This is a genomic window from Haliscomenobacter sp., assembly GCF_041740695.1.
Classification (GTDB): domain Bacteria; phylum Bacteroidota; class Bacteroidia; order Chitinophagales; family Saprospiraceae; genus Haliscomenobacter.
The window spans coordinates 1-16348 of record NZ_JBGSLK010000024.1 but is presented as its reverse complement, the minus strand read 5'-3'; the positions used below and the strand labels follow the sequence as shown (position 1 = coordinate 16348).

Annotated in this window: 14 protein-coding genes; 7 read left to right on the top strand and 7 right to left on the bottom strand. The window is 46.0% G+C overall.

From position 1 onward, the window contains the following. Positions 1–123: 123 nt before the first annotated feature. Positions 124–666 carry a hypothetical protein gene (locus tag ACEW9O_RS05060; protein WP_373549046.1) on the bottom strand — a complete coding sequence of 181 codons (543 nt, stop codon included), beginning with the start codon at positions 664–666 and terminating at the stop codon, positions 124–126. Between the two features lie 70 nt (positions 667–736). Here ACEW9O_RS05060 and ACEW9O_RS05055 point away from each other — a divergent pair, with 70 nt between their 5' ends. Next, the gene (locus tag ACEW9O_RS05055) at positions 737–1891 is read left to right on the top strand and encodes an App1 family protein (RefSeq protein ID WP_373549045.1); all 1155 of its coding nucleotides are present in this window, start codon (positions 737–739) and stop codon (positions 1889–1891) included. A gap of 1 nt (position 1892) precedes the next feature. Here the strand turns inward: ACEW9O_RS05055 and ACEW9O_RS05050 are convergent, their stop codons facing one another. Further along, positions 1893–2873: an NAD(P)H-quinone oxidoreductase gene (locus ACEW9O_RS05050; RefSeq protein ID WP_373549044.1), complete on the bottom strand. Its 981-nt coding sequence runs from the start codon at positions 2871–2873 to the stop codon at positions 1893–1895. A 91-nt stretch (positions 2874–2964) separates the two neighbouring features. Next, on the bottom strand, positions 2965–3597 hold the full coding sequence (gene ribA, locus ACEW9O_RS05045; RefSeq protein ID WP_373549043.1) for a GTP cyclohydrolase II: 633 nt from the start codon (positions 3595–3597) through the stop codon (positions 2965–2967). Positions 3598–3797: 200 nt separating this feature from the next. Between ribA and ACEW9O_RS05040 the strand changes: the two genes are divergently transcribed. The 4 genes from ACEW9O_RS05040 to ACEW9O_RS05025 all read left to right on the top strand — a co-directional run bounded on the left by ACEW9O_RS05040 (position 3798) and on the right by ACEW9O_RS05025 (position 9153). Continuing rightward, positions 3798–4703: a TonB-dependent receptor plug domain-containing protein gene (locus ACEW9O_RS05040; RefSeq protein ID WP_373549042.1), complete on the top strand. Its 906-nt coding sequence runs from the start codon at positions 3798–3800 to the stop codon at positions 4701–4703. A gap of 15 nt (positions 4704–4718) precedes the next feature. Continuing rightward, the gene (locus ACEW9O_RS05035) at positions 4719–6914 is read left to right on the top strand and encodes a SusC/RagA family TonB-linked outer membrane protein (RefSeq protein ID WP_373549041.1); all 2196 of its coding nucleotides are present in this window, start codon (positions 4719–4721) and stop codon (positions 6912–6914) included. A 30-nt stretch (positions 6915–6944) separates the two neighbouring features. Beyond that, positions 6945–8423 carry a RagB/SusD family nutrient uptake outer membrane protein gene (locus tag ACEW9O_RS05030; protein WP_373549040.1) on the top strand — a complete coding sequence of 493 codons (1479 nt, stop codon included), beginning with the start codon at positions 6945–6947 and terminating at the stop codon, positions 8421–8423. Between the two features lie 424 nt (positions 8424–8847). After that, the gene (locus ACEW9O_RS05025; RefSeq protein WP_373549039.1) at positions 8848–9153 is read left to right on the top strand and encodes a T9SS type A sorting domain-containing protein; all 306 of its coding nucleotides are present in this window, start codon (positions 8848–8850) and stop codon (positions 9151–9153) included. A gap of 100 nt (positions 9154–9253) precedes the next feature. Here ACEW9O_RS05025 and ACEW9O_RS05020 read toward each other — a convergent pair whose 3' ends face one another. After that, the gene (locus tag ACEW9O_RS05020; RefSeq protein ID WP_373549038.1) at positions 9254–10831 is read right to left on the bottom strand and encodes an OmpA family protein; all 1578 of its coding nucleotides are present in this window, start codon (positions 10829–10831) and stop codon (positions 9254–9256) included. Positions 10832–11305: 474 nt separating this feature from the next. Between ACEW9O_RS05020 and ACEW9O_RS05015 the strand changes: the two genes are divergently transcribed. Next, positions 11306–12412: a hypothetical protein gene (locus ACEW9O_RS05015; RefSeq protein ID WP_373549037.1), complete on the top strand. Its 1107-nt coding sequence runs from the start codon at positions 11306–11308 to the stop codon at positions 12410–12412. 81 nt (positions 12413–12493) lie between these two features. Then, positions 12494–13159 (top strand): Uma2 family endonuclease, encoded by a 666-nt coding sequence (locus tag ACEW9O_RS05010; protein ID WP_373549036.1) that lies wholly within the window; start codon positions 12494–12496, stop codon positions 13157–13159. Between the two features lie 22 nt (positions 13160–13181). Here the strand turns inward: ACEW9O_RS05010 and ACEW9O_RS05005 are convergent, their stop codons facing one another. The 3 genes from ACEW9O_RS05005 to ACEW9O_RS04995 all read right to left on the bottom strand — a co-directional run bounded on the left by ACEW9O_RS05005 (position 13182) and on the right by ACEW9O_RS04995 (position 16199). Further along, entirely contained in the window at positions 13182–14822 is a 1641-nt protein-coding gene (locus ACEW9O_RS05005) for a T9SS type A sorting domain-containing protein (protein ID WP_373549035.1), read from the bottom strand. Positions 14823–14843: 21 nt separating this feature from the next. Further along, complete coding sequence (locus ACEW9O_RS05000; RefSeq protein WP_373549034.1) at positions 14844–15596, bottom strand: hypothetical protein; 753 nt, start codon at positions 15594–15596, stop codon at positions 14844–14846. Positions 15597–15779: 183 nt separating this feature from the next. After that, entirely contained in the window at positions 15780–16199 is a 420-nt protein-coding gene (locus ACEW9O_RS04995) for a hypothetical protein (RefSeq protein WP_373549033.1), read from the bottom strand. Positions 16200–16348 lie beyond the last annotated feature (149 nt).

The window sequence follows — 16348 nt, the reverse complement described above, 5'->3', positions numbered from 1 at the left end:
GGGCAACCCTACGTGGTTGCCCCATCAGGATATCGCACACATGCGTGCGGTATCCTGATGCCCGCACAACGATATGGGCACCTGGCCGATGCCCGATATTAGGGCGCCCACATAGGGGTGCCCCTACGGTTTTTTCGTATATTTCTCTGGAATCGGATTATCCGACGATTCCGGATTCCACATGATGTTCAAGATCCAAAAACGCCCATCTTTTTGCACCAGTTGGATGCTGTTGATGCCCCGGGCTTCTACTTTTCCATTTGCCGCCGTGAATCTGGTTTCATAAGCACTAAACACGTGCACCATGTTGCCATACTTTTCCTGCGAACGGCCAATTTCTTTTTCAAAAAACCCTTTTTCATCAAACATTGGCCCTACATTGCGAATGTAGTCCTCCTGGGTCATAGTCGTTAATTTGGCTTTGCCATTGAGGTCTTTACCCACTGCATTCAGGCGAGCTTCGGGACGAAAGAGCGAACGAAACTTGTTCCAATTGCGGCGCTGACCAGAAGGGCCGGAGATGACCTCATAAAGGGTCTTGATGATGGCATCGATGCTGGAAACCTCAGCCAAGCTCGCTTCAAGCATCGGTTTTTCTGTGTCTTGGGCCTGTAACGGTTGTAAAAAAGCCAAGCCCCAGAAAAGCAACAAGTAGTATTTTCTCATGTTTATTCGTTTTTACGGCGAAAAAATCGGAAGTTTCTGCGAATTTTGAACGAAGAAAACTGCATTTTAGATGCCTTCGCTGAAAACCATTGTAATCAATCTACTGCGTCGTTTGGATCACTTCATTGATGACCTAAGGTTTGCCTTGGTCAAGGTCAGTGGAGGAGGCAAAGATTTGCCCGTAAAAATCGCAACTTATCGTGGTTTTGGTAGGCGAGATTTTCTTTTTTTGCAAGGTCGGGTTTTGGTCAAAAAACGCCTCAGCAACAGTCCAATCAATACCGTTTTACAAAACCTGATCAATTCCTACCACCGATTTGAAAGCGACGAAATACCCAATGCGGTGCTACGGGTGAGTATTGAAGACCATCAATTTGATTTAACCACCGATCGTGAAGGGTATTTTACCTTGAGTGTGCCGCTTGATCCACCTTTAGAACTCAGCAGCGATGAACCTTGGCAAAACGTCCACATTACCTTGCTCAAAACGCCCTGGACAGCTGAGTTGAACTTAGAAACCAGTACTACAGTGATGTTCCCTCCCGAAGAAACAACGCTGGGCATCATTTCTGATTTGGATGATACAGTCATAGAGACGGGTGTAGCCAGTTTGTTCAAGTGGCGGGCTTTTTACAATACCTTGTTCAAAAGCATCCATCGGCGCAAATTGTTTGATGAAGTTGCCGCTTTTTTTCGGGCGCTGCGCCGGGGCTATGATGATCAGGGTTTTTTGCCCCTTTTTTATGTTTCCAATAGTCCGCGCAACATTTATGACATGGTTGTGGGTTACCTCAAAGTGCATTCCATGCCCAAAGCGCCCGTTTTGCTACGGGATATAGGCTTTCCGTACAAAGTACACAGCCGCAAGGATATGGAGCACAAGATGGAAAGCATTGTGCGCATTTTTGATACCTACCCGGAGAAGCGCTTCATTTTGATTGGCGACAATGCGGAGAAAGATCCTTACATCTACCATGAAATTGACCAACGTTACCCTGGGCGAGTAGCGGCTATCTACATTCGGGATGTGCAAAAAAGCCGTCCATTGCAGCGTTTGAAAAAGTTTGTAGCCCAGGAGTCCATTCACCAAATCCAGATGTTCACCTCCTACCGGCAACTGGCCGAGATGTGCGCAGAAGCGCATTTTCTGGATTGGGACTACTTCCAGGAGTTGTGCCAAAGTCAGCACAAGTGGAAATTGAGCTTGCCTGTTTTCCCAAAATAAATTAAGCCACGCTTAGCACAATTTTCCCTTGGTTCCGATTTCCTTCCATGTACAAATGGGCTTGAACCACCTCCTCCCAAGAGAAAACTTTATCCACCACGGGAAATAAAGAACCACTTGCAAAGTGAGCCCAAGTCAATTCCATAAAAGCCTGAGTCAATTCCGTTTTATAGGCCAATGTCCGCGCACGCAGCGTTGAGCCATGAATACTCAGGCGTTTCATCAACACCGTGCCTAAATTGATCCCTGCTGCTTGTGCACCACCCATGAGGGCCAGCATCACCATCCGACCATCCATGCCTAAGGATTTGAGGTTGCGCTCCAAATAGGAAGCACCTAAGAAATCCAGTACCACGTCAACTCCCCTACCCTGGGTCCATTCCTGGATACATTCCGCAAAGTCTTGCGTTTTGTAATCAATACACTGCTCAGCACCCAAAGCCAGGCAAAGGGCATGTTTTTCTGCCGACGCTGTTACAAACGTTTTGGCTCCGATCAAACGAGCCAATTGTAGCGCTGCGGTGCCCACTCCACTTGCCCCTGCGTGAATCAATAAGGACTCGCCAGCCTTGAGCTTGGCAATCCAAACCAAAGCCTGAAAGGCCGTTAAAAACGCTTCAGGAATGGCGGCAGCAGCCAAAAAGTCCAGGTTTTCAGGGATTGCCATGGCCACATCTTCGTGGATGATGGCGTATTCGGCATAACCTCCACCTGCCAAGAGCCCACAGACCCGATCTCCCAATTTCCATTTGGTCACTTTTTCACCGAGTTGCTCCACCTCTCCGGCAATTTCCAGGCCCATGATGGTACTTTCACCTGGCGGTGGCGGATACTTTCCTTCACGTTGCAAGAGGTCAGCGCGGTTCAAAGCAGTAGCTTTGACCTTGATGCGGATTTGATGCGCAGTGGGTTCAGGGGTGGGAAAATTACCTAGGTAGAGTTCTTCGGCTGAACCAAATTGATGGAATTGAATGGCACGCATGGTGGATTGAAGTTGGGGCGACCCTACTTGGTCGCCTGGTGGTTGGGGCGACCCTACGTGGTCGCCCTAATAATTGGGTAACCACGTAGGGTTACCCCAACAAATGCCCCATAAATTCCTGCTTAACCCGCAGGTATTCCCGGTTGTCGGGATTGGGTTCGATGATGATGGGAATCCGGTTGATTACTTTGACTGAGGTATGTTCAAAGGCCTCAATTTTATCCGGATTATTGGTCAACAATTTGATTTCACTTACCCCCAAGTCTTCCAGCATTTCAATGGCAATCCCATAATCGCGGGCATCTGCTTCAAAGCCTAGATGAATGTTGGCATCAATGGTATTGAAGCCCATGTCTTGCAGGTTGTAGGCTTTGAGTTTGTTGATGAGGCCAATACCCCGGCCTTCCTGGCGCAGGTAAAGCAGCATCCCTCCTTCTTGGGCGACCTTATACAAAGCATAAGCCAATTGTTCGCCACAATCACAACGTTTGGAGCCGAACAAATCTCCAGTGAGGCATTCCGAATGCAAGCGAGTAAGGACAGGCTCATTGAGGTTGCAATTTTCACTAATGAGTGCCAAATGAGGCATCCAATCTTCGGGGCTTTCGGCATAAGCTGCCATCCGAAAATTCCCCCATGGGGTTGGAATCAGTGCCTCTGCTTGTCGAACCAAGCTTTTTCCCTTTATTTCCATGTACAACAACTCCTCCCCAATTTTCGCCATTTGACGGACATTTTCAGGAAAATACTCCTTATCTGAAACTGTTCAAAGAACAAGCTCAGCCTTAATAAGGTTTACAAATGCAAAGATAAGATATTGTAAACTCAATACTACTTCTTTGCCCGATTGCCGACAAAATAACACAATGCGTTTATTCACTTCGTATCAATAACATTGCTTTTTTTGCTCAAAATTTGTTTTGTATGAAAAAACTCTCACTAGTGCTCATGCTGCTGCTGGGCAGCCTAGCAACTTTGCTGGCTCAGCGCACCATCACCGGAAAGGTGGTTGACCAAAGCAGCAAAGAGGCGCTCATCGGCGCCTCCGTCTTCGTCAAAGGTACCTCGGCAGGTACCGTGACAGATGTCGATGGTACCTATTCCGTGTCCGCACCTGCCAATTCCACAACATTAGTCATCAGTTATACGGGGTACACTTCCCGTGAAATTGAGCTTGGTACGTCTAACGTAGTGGATGTTGAACTAGAAGCTGGTGTCAACATCAACGAAGTAGTCGTGGTTGGTTATGGCACGCAACAAAGACGTGACATTACCGGAACCATCTCTTCGATCAAGGGTTCGGATCTGGCCGCTTCACCCGTACAAAGTTTTGATCAGGCGCTGCAAGGCCGTGCTGCCGGGGTCAACGTAAGTTTGCCCAACGGGGTACTCAACAACCCACCTGTATTCCGCATCCGGGGAATCAACTCGATCAACCTGAGTTCTTTCCCGCTGATTGTTTTGGATGGGGTGCCCACTTTTACTGGAGACGGGGGAAACAATGCAGCCAACAACGTGTTGTCCAACATCAATCCGAATGACATTGAGAGCATCGAAATCCTGAAAGATGCAGCAGCTGCTGCCATCTACGGTTCTCGGGCCAGTGCGGGGGTTGTGTTGATTACCACCAAACGGGGTAAAGAAGGCAAAACCAAAATCAGCTATGATGGTTGGGCTGGTTGGACCAGTGCGGCCAGACGCTTCGACCTTTTGAACGCTGAAGAATATGTCGGCTACAAGAATGAAGCGGCACGCAACGCAAATCTTCCTGATCAATTTTTCTTGGAAACCATCAATGGTCAAACAGTGGATACCGACTGGTATGACTAGATCCTACAAACGGGCTTGTCCCACAACCACGGTTTGAGCTTTTCTGGGGGCAATGCAGGAACTACCTATTTCCTCTCTCTGGGTTATTCCAACCAAGAAGGGATGATTGTCAGCAATACCTTTGAACGCCTTTCGGGTCGTTTGAGCCTGGATCACAAATTGGGCAAAAAAGTGAAAATTGGCACAAACATGGGCTATACGACCAACTTTAATGCTGCCCCAAGTACTGGTTCTCTACCTGGCCAGGCTTTCGGCACTTCTGGTCTTGGCCGTATTCCATTGGTCACTGCGCCCAATATTCCTGCTTACAATGCCGATGGCTCTTACAATATTGCTTCCAACAACCAGCCTGGCCGTTACCGCAACTTGCAGCAGGTAGGTTTCGTCAACCCGGTTCCAATCATCGACTTGAACAGCTTTACTTCCGAAGCGAAACAACTTCAAGCTGCTGTTTTTGTGGATGTTAACCTTTTCAAAGGTTTGACGTACCGCACTCAATATGGTGTTGATCAACTTAGTTTGGAGAATATTTCTTTCCAATCTCCTGTTCACGGCGATGGCTTTGGCACCAATGGTGCTGCAACCAACACGGTCAATAGCCTCGAGCGCTGGAACTGGCAGCATTTGCTGACTTACGATTTCTCTCTGGCCGATAAGCACAACTTCTCTTTGCTGGTGGGTAACGAACAACAGCGTACCACTTCAGCAAGTTGGGGTGCCCAACGTACGGTGATTGGTGACCCATTCTTTACTACTTACCAAGGAAACTTTACTACGATTGTACCTGCGGGCAATGGTCAGGGTGAAAACTACCTGCTGTCTTACTTTGGTCGTTTGAACTACGATTTCAAAAAAATATTCCTGATGACGGCCAATTTGCGCCAGGATGAATATTCTGCTTTTGCTCCAGGCAAAAAAGCGGGTATTTTCTGGGGAACTTCAGCGGGTTTGACGCTTTCTGAACTGGACTTCTGGAAAAATTCATTGGGCAATGCCATCAACTTCTTCCGTATCCGCGGTAGCTACGGCGAAGTGGGCAACAACAATGGCATTGGTGACTTCGCTTCATTGTCCATCTATGGCTCAGGTTTATATGGCACCAACCCGACCACTGGTTTTGCCCAGGCTGGCAACACCAACCTTTCCTGGGAAACCAGCCGCAAGACTGACATTGGGATCAACTTTGGCTTGCTGGAAGACCGCCTGACGGGTGAAATCACTTATTTCCAGAATGACATCGATGGGCTGATCCTGAACTCACCACAGGCACCTTCCAAAGGTATCCCTGGCAACTCGATTCAAACCAACATCGGTTCCATGCGGAACACCGGTTGGGAATTTGGCCTAACAGGTACTATTCTGAAAAAAGCGAAATTCAGCTGGACTTCCAACTTCAACATTGCCTTCATGCAAAATGAAGTAACTGCACTGGCTGCTGGTAATACCGATATTTTCACTGCAACTGCTGGTTTGGAAAGTGCCAATATTACCCGCGTAGGTCAGTCCATTGGTAGTTTGTACGTTGTACCTACGGACGGGGTTGATCCTGCTACTGGTCGCCGGGTATTCATCAACGCCAAGGGGGAAAGAATTCTCTACAGCCACGTGGTACCAAGTGGTCAATCGCGTTGGACGGTTCAAGGCACTGGTGCAACTGCTCCTGCGGTAACTGTTGCTGCTGACGGTAAAATTTTTGGCCCAGTGTTGCCTACTTTCTTCGGCGCATGGGACAACACCTTTAGATTCTATGGCATTGACTTCAATGTTCAATTGCAATACTCTGGTGGCAACTACGTTTACAACGGCACCAAAGCGGGCTTGCGCGACCAACGTTTCTGGAACAACCAAGTTGAAGTACTGACTCGTTGGCAAAAAGACGGCGATGTGACCAATATCCCTCGTCCTGTATTGGGTGACAACGTTTCCAATGGTTCAGCCTTCCCGATCTCCGAAAACGTAGAGAAAGGTGACTTCATGCGGATTCGCAACATTACCCTTGGTTACACCCTCCCTAAAAATTTGACCAGCAAAATCAATGTAAGCAATGTGCGAGTGTATGGTACAGTGAACAACGCGTTCTTGTTTACCCAGTACACAGGTACCGACCCAGAAGTATCTACCAACGGCAATAGCAACGGCGCTCCTGGGGTAGACCGCAACTCGGTTCCGATGGCTCGTACGGTTTCTGTAGGTTTGAATGTTGGTTTCTAATTTAGGGATTTCAAAAATTAAAGGACAATCATGAACAACACGATAAAGTTTATTCAAAAAACAGGGATTGCGCTGGCCTTCATCGGCGGAACCTTCATTTTTTCGGGCTGTAATTCTGAAGAATTCCTCAACCCAGTTCCCATTACTACCATCAGTGATGCGTCTGCGTTTGCTACACCAGCCCGTATTCTGAACCAGGTCAATGGCCTGTACAACAACATCCAGAGTGGTCAGGTATACGGTGGCCGTTTCCAGGTGTACCACGATATCCGTGGCGAGGAGTTCCTGAACGAAACGACCAACGGGGTAACGGGTTTCCAGACCTGGAACCACACCCTGGTAGCCAGTGCCAACGAGGTAAACAACCTCTGGAACCAGGTTTATTTTACCATCAACAACTGCAACCTTTTCATTGAAGGGGTTGAAGCCAACAAAGCCATATTGGGCAACGATGCCTTGGCCAACAACTACATTGCCGAAGCGCGTTTCATTCGCGGCTTGTGCTATTATACCTTACTGACCTTGTACAGCCGCCCATTTGCAGATGGCAACGGTTCCAAGTTGGGTGTTCCACTGCGTTTGAAAGGAGAAAAATCGGATGGTGGCAATGATTTGGCGCGTGCTACGGTAGCTGAAACCTACGCTCAGATTCTTGAAGATCTGAACTTTTCTGAAACGAACTTGCCAGCCAACTACTCCAGTGCTTTGTTGAACACGACCCGTGCACACAAAAACACGGCGATTGCGGTCAAAACACGGGTTTATCTCTCCATGCAGCGTTACAGCGATGTCATCACAGAGGCCAACAAACTGGTACCTGCTGCAGCTCCTTTCAAAGCGGCTAGTGGTGTAGCCCATGAGTTGCAAGCTGATATTGCCAAAACATTTGGACCACCACATACCACTACGGAGAGCATTTTCTCGATTCCTTTCACCGAGAATGACCTGCCTGGTACCCAGAATGGTTTGGGTAGCTACTACAACCCAGGTCCACGGGGTATTGGTGATTTCTCTTTGAATCTAACTGCAGCTGGTATCATCAACAATGCTGCTTTCAATGCTGGCGATGCCCGGAAGAAGTTTACCACAACAGTGGGTACCAAAACCTACCTGAGCAAATTCCCATTGGGTCCGCAGCACCTGGATTATGCTCCGGTGATCCGTTATGCAGAAGTATTGCTGAACGCTGCTGAGGCCATTGCGCGCACCAGTGGTGTCAACGATCGCGCAATCGCCTTATTGAATGCGATTCGCACCCGTTCCGATGCCAGCAAAACCTTTACTGCTGCCGATTTTGCCGACACCAATGCATTCATCAGCGCCTTATTGTTGGAGCGTCGCATGGAGTTTTTGGGTGAAGGTTTGCGCTCTTTGGATTGTACTCGTTTGCTGCTGCCGATTCCTGGAAAGGCCAACGTAGCAACAATCCTGCCTACACAGCCTGATTACATTTGGCCAATTCCACAAGGTGAATTGATCGCCAACAAGCTGTGTCTGCCCAACAATTAATCCGTTTTTTATTTATTTCATACTAATCCGATGTGGGGGTTGAACTTTGTTCAGCCCCCTTTTTTTATGTCCATATTTTAAAAGTAATCTATGCAATCTAGCTGACATTCGACAAATATTCTGTTTTATACTGCGCGCAACATTCTAAAACTTCCTATTAATTACATTGTTATTAAACTTGAGATAAGTTGACAATCAAGTTATTAAGCTGTTTTTAATTGTTTGATAAGTGGAGAGTTCAGAGTACATGAGTTGAGACTTTAGAAGTAAGCTATCGCAGTAACTTATACCAAGATGCGCCCAATTAAAAATAGTATGCGGAGAAACAGATGATTCCAAGAGACGGGCTATACTTAATCTCAAAAGTAAAGTGCTGGAAGTATGGCTAAAATTTTCATTATTAAACCATATAAATTCAATCGTGATGAAAAAGATCGTACAAACTTCGATTCTCTTATTTTTATTGCTGTGGAGTATTAACACCAGTGACATTACACTTTACCCTAATCCCGTGAGTGATGAATTGTTTTTGAGTACCGCTAATAAAGACATTAGTTTGGCTTCCGTTTCAATAATAAATCTTTCAGATGGGAAACAGGTCTTGTTCAAAACAATCAATAATGACTATTCCATTATTGATCTGAGTAATGTAATGATTGGATCATATGTTGTCAACATGATTACCTCAAGTGGTGAACAGATTCAAAAGAAAATACAAGTAATTCGTTAAGTTAGGGTATTCACAGGATCACCCTGAATAATGAAAAAAGCCTCACGCGGAGTTAATCCACGTGAGGCTTTTTTCATTATCCACTTTTCACTTTTCACTATTAATATCCTCCTTCTTTCGGAGCAGGAGCTTCTTGCTCAACATCGCCAGGGCCCGCAATGCGGAATTCAGCGCGACGGTTCATGTAACTGGAACTGGTTGGAACCAAGTTGTCAGCAGAGCCTTTCCATTGCAATACAAAGCGACCGCGGGTAATGCCGTGGCTGTTTACCAGGTGCTCGATGACATTTTTGGCGCGCTCAAAGGACAATTGGTTGTTGACACTTTCTGAGCCCGTACTATCCGTAAAGCCGGTAACGACCAGGCGGATATTCGGGTTGGCTTTCATCATCCGACCTACCCCTGCCAGGTTACCATAATCAGAGTATTTGATGACGGCAGTTGAACTGGGGAAATGCAACATCGGTAAAAACCATTCTGCTGCACTGGAACGATTGTCAGCAATTTGGTAATTCTGCAAAGCTTGATCAATCAATTCTTTGACCCGTTCTTCGGTAACCCCACCACTACCGTTACCTGGGCGCCCAGGACCTCCAGCTTGTGGATTGATCACAACGCCAGTTTCATCCACTTTTTCATTGGCTTGCGGCATGTAGAAAGGTTCTTTATCGATGTGATCCGGCACGCCATCGCGGTCAGAGTCAAGGGTACGGCCTTTGGTGTCTACCATAGCTCCGGCTGGCGTGTTGGGATCCTGGTCGATGGCATCAAGAACGCCGTCACCATCTTCATCCTTGATCAAGCCCGTGGTGCGTTGGTTGATTTTGTCATCGATGGAGTTCAACACCCCGTCCATTGGGTTGATCCAGTAGAGCGGTTCGGTTTGGCTGGAAGCATTGCCGATGTTGAAGTTAATGCTGAGGTTGGTAAAAGAAACAACATCGCGGAAAGTAGATTTTCCAGAAGCAATGTTGTCAACTCGGTCGGCATAACTGCCCATCACCATCATGGCTTGTTCTTCTAAAGCAATGTTGACTTTTTTGCCCAGACGGAAGGCGATTCCCGCTCCCATAGCTAAGTGAGCGCCTTCGTTGATCTGAAAAAATCCTTTTTTCAACACTTCATTTCTGGGCTCGAGTCCATCTTCGATTCGGGTGGCTTCAAAGCCATCCAAACCCGCTCCAGCCATGAAATAAAGATTAGTTCCCCGTACAGGTTTGTCCCAGCGCAAGCTGTTCAAGGACATTACCGCATAAAGTGTTCCCGACATCCAGGTAGTTTCATACTCCCGATTGACATTGGTATTAGGATCGTTCATTCCTTTCAGATCAGCGTACAAAAAATCGCCGCGCAATGAAAAAACGTAGTCCAGGGCTTTACGAAAGTGTAGACCAACGCCATAGGAAGGTTTGAAAGTGGCATCTCCGCCTAGGATTGCAGCACCACCATTTATCCCCACTTCGAACATGTTCTTAGGTATCGCCAAACCTGAAGTTTTGGGTTTCTCTTGCTCAACTTTTGCGGGTTTCTCAGCCTTTTCTTTGGGCTCTTTATCACCTCTTCCTTTGGCTGGTTTTTCAGTTTTTGCTTTTTCCTCCGTAGATTCGATCGCATCCTGCCCCCAAACCAATCCGGTGCAGAAAATCAGGAGGAACAACAACATAGTACGTTTTTGCATGGTTTTGGATATTAAATCAGTTAAGTATTGGGATTATATCGGTTTTTGAATTTGTTACCATAACGATCCATACAACCGTTAAGCGGCGTAAAAATGTTCCAAAGCAAATGAAAGAAACCAGGCAGTACGGCAAAGGTGAGCATCATGATTTGGAAAAAACATACGGCTTTCACCTCTCCACGTTGTGCGAAGGTAAACTTTTTGTGAAAGGTTTACGAGCCGAATCAGCAGGAGTACTGCATTTTAGGTATAAAATAACCAAAAAATGACTAAACTCTGCTCAAGGGCCAAAAATAGGGCTTATTTTATAGCTAACCAAGGTTTCTCATCTGTTGAAACGTTCATACAACAGATATTTTTCTTATTTATACTCATTTTTTTGTAAAAGTCACTTTTTATCGCATTAAAATGCACTTATCTGTGATCCCTTTGTAACTTTCCGTCCTTAGTATATCAATTCTTCAACTGTGTTTTATGCTCGACAATTGGCTTAGCCCGGTCAACCTCACTGCTTTATCCCTACCCGATCTGGACGCGGACCATTTGGGATCACAACTCCACCTCCACACGGAAACTCATTTTCCTGACTTAAATGGGGTTCAAATTGCCTTGGTTTGTTTAAACGAAAAGGAAGGCATCGCGTTGCGCAAAGCGCTGTACACCATGAGTTTCCCCTTTGAAGGATTACACATCGCCGACCTGGGTACCATTCGAAAATGTACTGCCGAGTTCATCATGCCCGTGCTGATTGAATTACACGAAAGCAATATTTTGCCCATCATCGTTGGTAGCGATCCTGCTTTGATACAGATCCAGTATAAGGGCTTACAGCACGAATTACAGCACATCAACATGGTGGCATTGGATGAATTCATTCGCCTCAGTGTGCCCACTGAAAACAAACAACCCGACCTCTTCAACGAGATTGTTTTTCAAAAAAAATCCAAACTTTTTCACCTTGGCATTATTGGTTGCCAAACTCATTTCACCCTGCCAGCCACCTACCGCTTAATGGATGAATTGCATTTCGATTACATCCGGTTGGGCACTGCCCGGGCAAATTTGGCGGAAGTAGAGCCCATTATCCGCGATGCCGACTTATTGGGTTGCCAGGTGGCCGTACTCAAGCAAAGTGAGGCCCCCGGACAGGAAAACGCCAGCCCCAGTGGTTTCAACGTTGAGGAAATTTGCCAACTTTGCCGCTACGGTGGCATGAGTGAAAAAGTGAAGTCTTTCGGTATTTTTGGCTACAAAGCCTCCCTGGACCGCAAAGCCCAAACCGCCAATGTACTGGCACAAATGATCTGGTACTTCCTCGATGGACTAAGCCACCGCAAAGGAGATTTTCCAATCAGCACCGAAGGCCTTACCGAATACATCGTGGAAGTAAAATCCCTGGATTTTACGGTTACCTTTTGGAAAAGCCAACGCAGCGGGCGCTGGTGGCTACAAGTACCGGTCAAAACGAGTAAACAACAACAGCGGCATCGGCTGATTCCCTGTTCGTACAATGATTATAAGTTGGCTTCGCAGGGGGAATTGCCGGATCGGCTGGTGAATGCGCTGAAGCGGTTTTTGTGAAACTCGTCATTAGCCTTCGGATCAGCTTGGTCAACTTGTTTCTTGAGAAAAAAAACTGTATTTTGCTTAAAAAATTAAGATATGGTTTTGGCATCCGAAGAACAACAAATCGCTTCGATTCTGGAAAGTCCCAACGCACCCCTTCTTGCCAATCGCCTGTTTTCTGCTTTGGAAGAAGAGAAAAAACGTCGTGAGTATTTTTATCGAGACATTGATGACGACATGAAAGTAGAGTTTATCAACGGTGAAGTTATTGCACATTCTCCTGTGAAGAAAGAACATACAGACGCAACCGGGTTGCTCTACAAACTTTTAGATACTCATGTAGATATTCATCAATTGGGTTATGTAGGCTACGAAAAAGTTATGACCTCCCTTACTCGTAATGACTACGAACCCGACGTTGTTTTTTTTAAACAAGAGAAAGCGGCTCATTTTAAAAAAGGCCACTGGAAATACCCTGCCCCGGATTTGGCCGTGGAAGTACTCTCTGAAGGTACCGAACATCGAGATCGTGGCATCAAATTTCAGGATTATGCGGCCCACAACGTGGAAGAATACTGGATTATTGACCCCATTGCGGAAACCATCGAGCAGTATTTCCTGGAAGGAGAAGAATATAAACTGCACCTTAAACTGGAAGAAGGGATGATTCGAAGTAAAGCGGTACTTGGCTTTGCTATTCTGGTAAGGGCGGTGTTTGATCGAAAAGTGAATTTGGAGGCATTGAAGGGGATAATGGAATGACCAATACACACAGCACTCCGGGTTAATGGATTAGAAATTTTTCCGTTTTGCTGGTTCCGTTTTTAGCTAAAAGCTCTAGTAAGTATATTCCTTTGGGCCATGTACTCACATCGATGGAAGTTGAAATGACCTGTCCACTTATTGGAGTCTGAAATCGAGTGCGTCCCAGCAAGTCATACACCCTGATTTGAGCCAAGTCTACTGCTGCTTTTACCTGTAGTTCCAGATTAGTACTCGCCGGATTGGGCCACAACTGCAGCTCAGCAGGCAATGCCTCGGCATTGCGGATGCCTGTAGTGGTGCTCACCATTTCGTATACCCACAGCTCCCGGCCAGTGGCACTGGTATTGGCGGTAAAAAAAAGGCGATTGCCCGCTGGGGTCAACTGCTCGGGTTCGCTGCTGCTGCTGCCAGGGCGTAAGTCGATAAAACGTGTACCCGCAGCAGTACCATCCGATTGATATAACTCATCGCCACCACCAGCACGATAACCCGGATAGTATAATGAGTCTTGCCATACACAAAGGTATTCTCCACCGTAAATAGCATTGGTGCTGCGGTTGTCTACAATGGGAAATCGGGTGCCTGCCAAAGTGCCATCCGTAGTGGCCACACCAGGAGGTTGGTTTGGATGAAAGAACAACTGATTGCGGTAAGGCGTGAGGTAATTGACATCTTCTTTGGAGCGATCGTTAAAATCGAGTTGTTTGGTCCCGGCCACCGTACCATCCGATACAAAAAAATCCTCTTGGGCACAAAAACTGGTACCCAGGGCGCAGGCAGAATAAAAGAAAAGGTTGTTCCAAGCGAGAAATTCCCGTTCGCGCCGCGACACTTCTCCTGAGTTGATTGTCTCGTAGGTAGCCAGGCGCAGGGTGCCAGCAGTAGTGCCATCTGTGCGGTAGAGTTCATCATGTTTGGTATAGCGGAAAAAGAAAAACACTTGCTGTTTGGTAGCCGTTAAAAAAGGAGAACCACCCAGATCGCCGTCGTTCTTCAAGGTATGGTAGGCTTGAGTGCCCCCGGCGGTACCATCCGACTTGATGAGTTGATAAGTGCTGTCTTTGCTTTGCGCCAGGAGGATCAACTGGTCATTAAAGGCTATGAGGTCTTTGATGCCATTGGGGCCTTTGTAGCGGGCGAGCATTTGGTTTTCACTCGTAGTGGGATTGTAACGCCATAGTTCGGTTTGGTCAAAAAACTCGGTGGCCGAAGCACTCACGTAAAAGATTTGTCCCTGGTGTACCACCAGCTTGCGGATGAACCGGTTGGTATTGCTGAACAGCTTGCGGGTATTGGCCGCGGTGCCATCTGTGATCCAAACTTCAGCGCTTGGGCGGGGGCCAGGGTTGCCAGTGGTGCGATCGGCTATAAAAAGTACTTGCTTGCTGTCGTAGGGCAAAAACTCAGGGTAGTCTTCACCATTTTTGCCGATCATCAGCATGGTGGTACCCGCTTCACTGCCATCGGATGACCAGAGCTCGTATTTGAATTGGCGGTAGATGACAAAGAGTACGCGGTTGCCTACGCCGATTTTGAGCTCGTCTTGAGCGTCATTGAAGGTGGAGGTGGTGCCGGGAATGAGGTCGAGCACCTGGCGCGGGGTTTGGGCGGTCAGGTGCTGGATAAGGAGGAGAAAGATGATGTAAAAGAGGTTTTTCATGGTTGTGGTTTGTTGGTAGTTTTAGTCGATGTTTTGAATGAGGTTCAAGTATTGTCCACTGTCCAAAAATTCTTTTAGTTCTTGGTAAATTTTTTGTTTGGGTTCGTACATGGCCGGGTTAGTTGGCAATAGCCTTACAAAAGTTTCCTCTAGCCAATTTTTGTAGTCGTCATACCCTGGGTTTTTGCATAGTTTCATGATGATTAGCTTTATCCAAGGTGCATATCCACCATTAAGATAATTTCCTACTTCTGCTTGTGTAGTTTGATTTATTATTTCCTCATTGATTTTTTGTAATGATTCAATTTTATCGTAGAAAGGGAATAGGTAGTCTATTAAATAAGCCTTAATTGAAGTAGTAACGTTCAAAAAATTTTCCTCGATGATACTATCATCAATTACTACGATTTCATTTGCTAATGATTGAATTAATTCCGCATTCTTACTGGCGGAAGGGTGATTTACTACTGTTGGATGAACTTTCCCTAAGTGATCTTCTAGATTTATTCTTTCACCAATAGCAATGAAAATTTGATTTACAGCATCGAAGGATATATAGCTAGGGTGAAGCAAAAAACCAATTTCTTCACGCGAATATTTCCGTATTCCATGATTAATAAAGAATACATCTGATCGGCCAACATGTTTTCTTACAAACTGAGTTCTCAGCCCCTTTAAATCTAGTTGAGGTTCTAAGAATCCATATTTTGAAAGCTCTAGGCTTTTTACAAGCCTAGAGCTAATCTTTTCCATTAAAATCGTCTGTTTCGACATTTTGAAATTATTTTTCCAATAGCCTTGTGTATTGGATTAAATTAATTATTAAAAAAAACAGCATTTTAGGCTTTCCGCAAATTCCACCGCGCCGAGTTGGGTTTTGTGCAAATGTGTTTTGGAAGCTCTTATTTTAAAGGGTTTCGCCGAAACTGTTTGCACAAAACTTCTCTCGATGAAGTATCATTTAACCTCAACACTGCCAGAACTATCATTGTACATTTTTAGGATTTTTCCGTTTTTTACAACTGTATTGCCAGAAGAAAAATCCTCAGGTATGGTGCGGCCATTAATTGAACTCCCTGAGAATGACTTAATTTTCAGCGCCCCCAACCCATCAGCAACCTTTTGATTTGGTGTTAAGTTAGTCGTAGCCGAAAGCTTTGTGTCAACGATGACTACATCTAAAACTTTCCCTCCGAATCCATCATCAACCTCTTTTACCAAAACCAAATCCGCCACAAAATACTCACCTTTGTTGATACAATTCTCTTTGATACAAAATTGAACCTGAGACAGGATTGCCCTAGAATCGAGATCGGGCACCTTATTTTTAAGTGCTTGATAAGCAGCCGAACCTATATCCTTTAGTGCTTCAGTCATTGCTTTTTCAAAGGGTGTAATTCAAATTGTCGCAGACAATTTGAAAAAGGCTTATCTTGAGTACAAAGCCAATTAAGATGAGCAAGGAAGAATTTCTGGCCCTAGCGGCCTCACGTTACGAAGCGCTTAATAAGCTCAATGAAATCAAG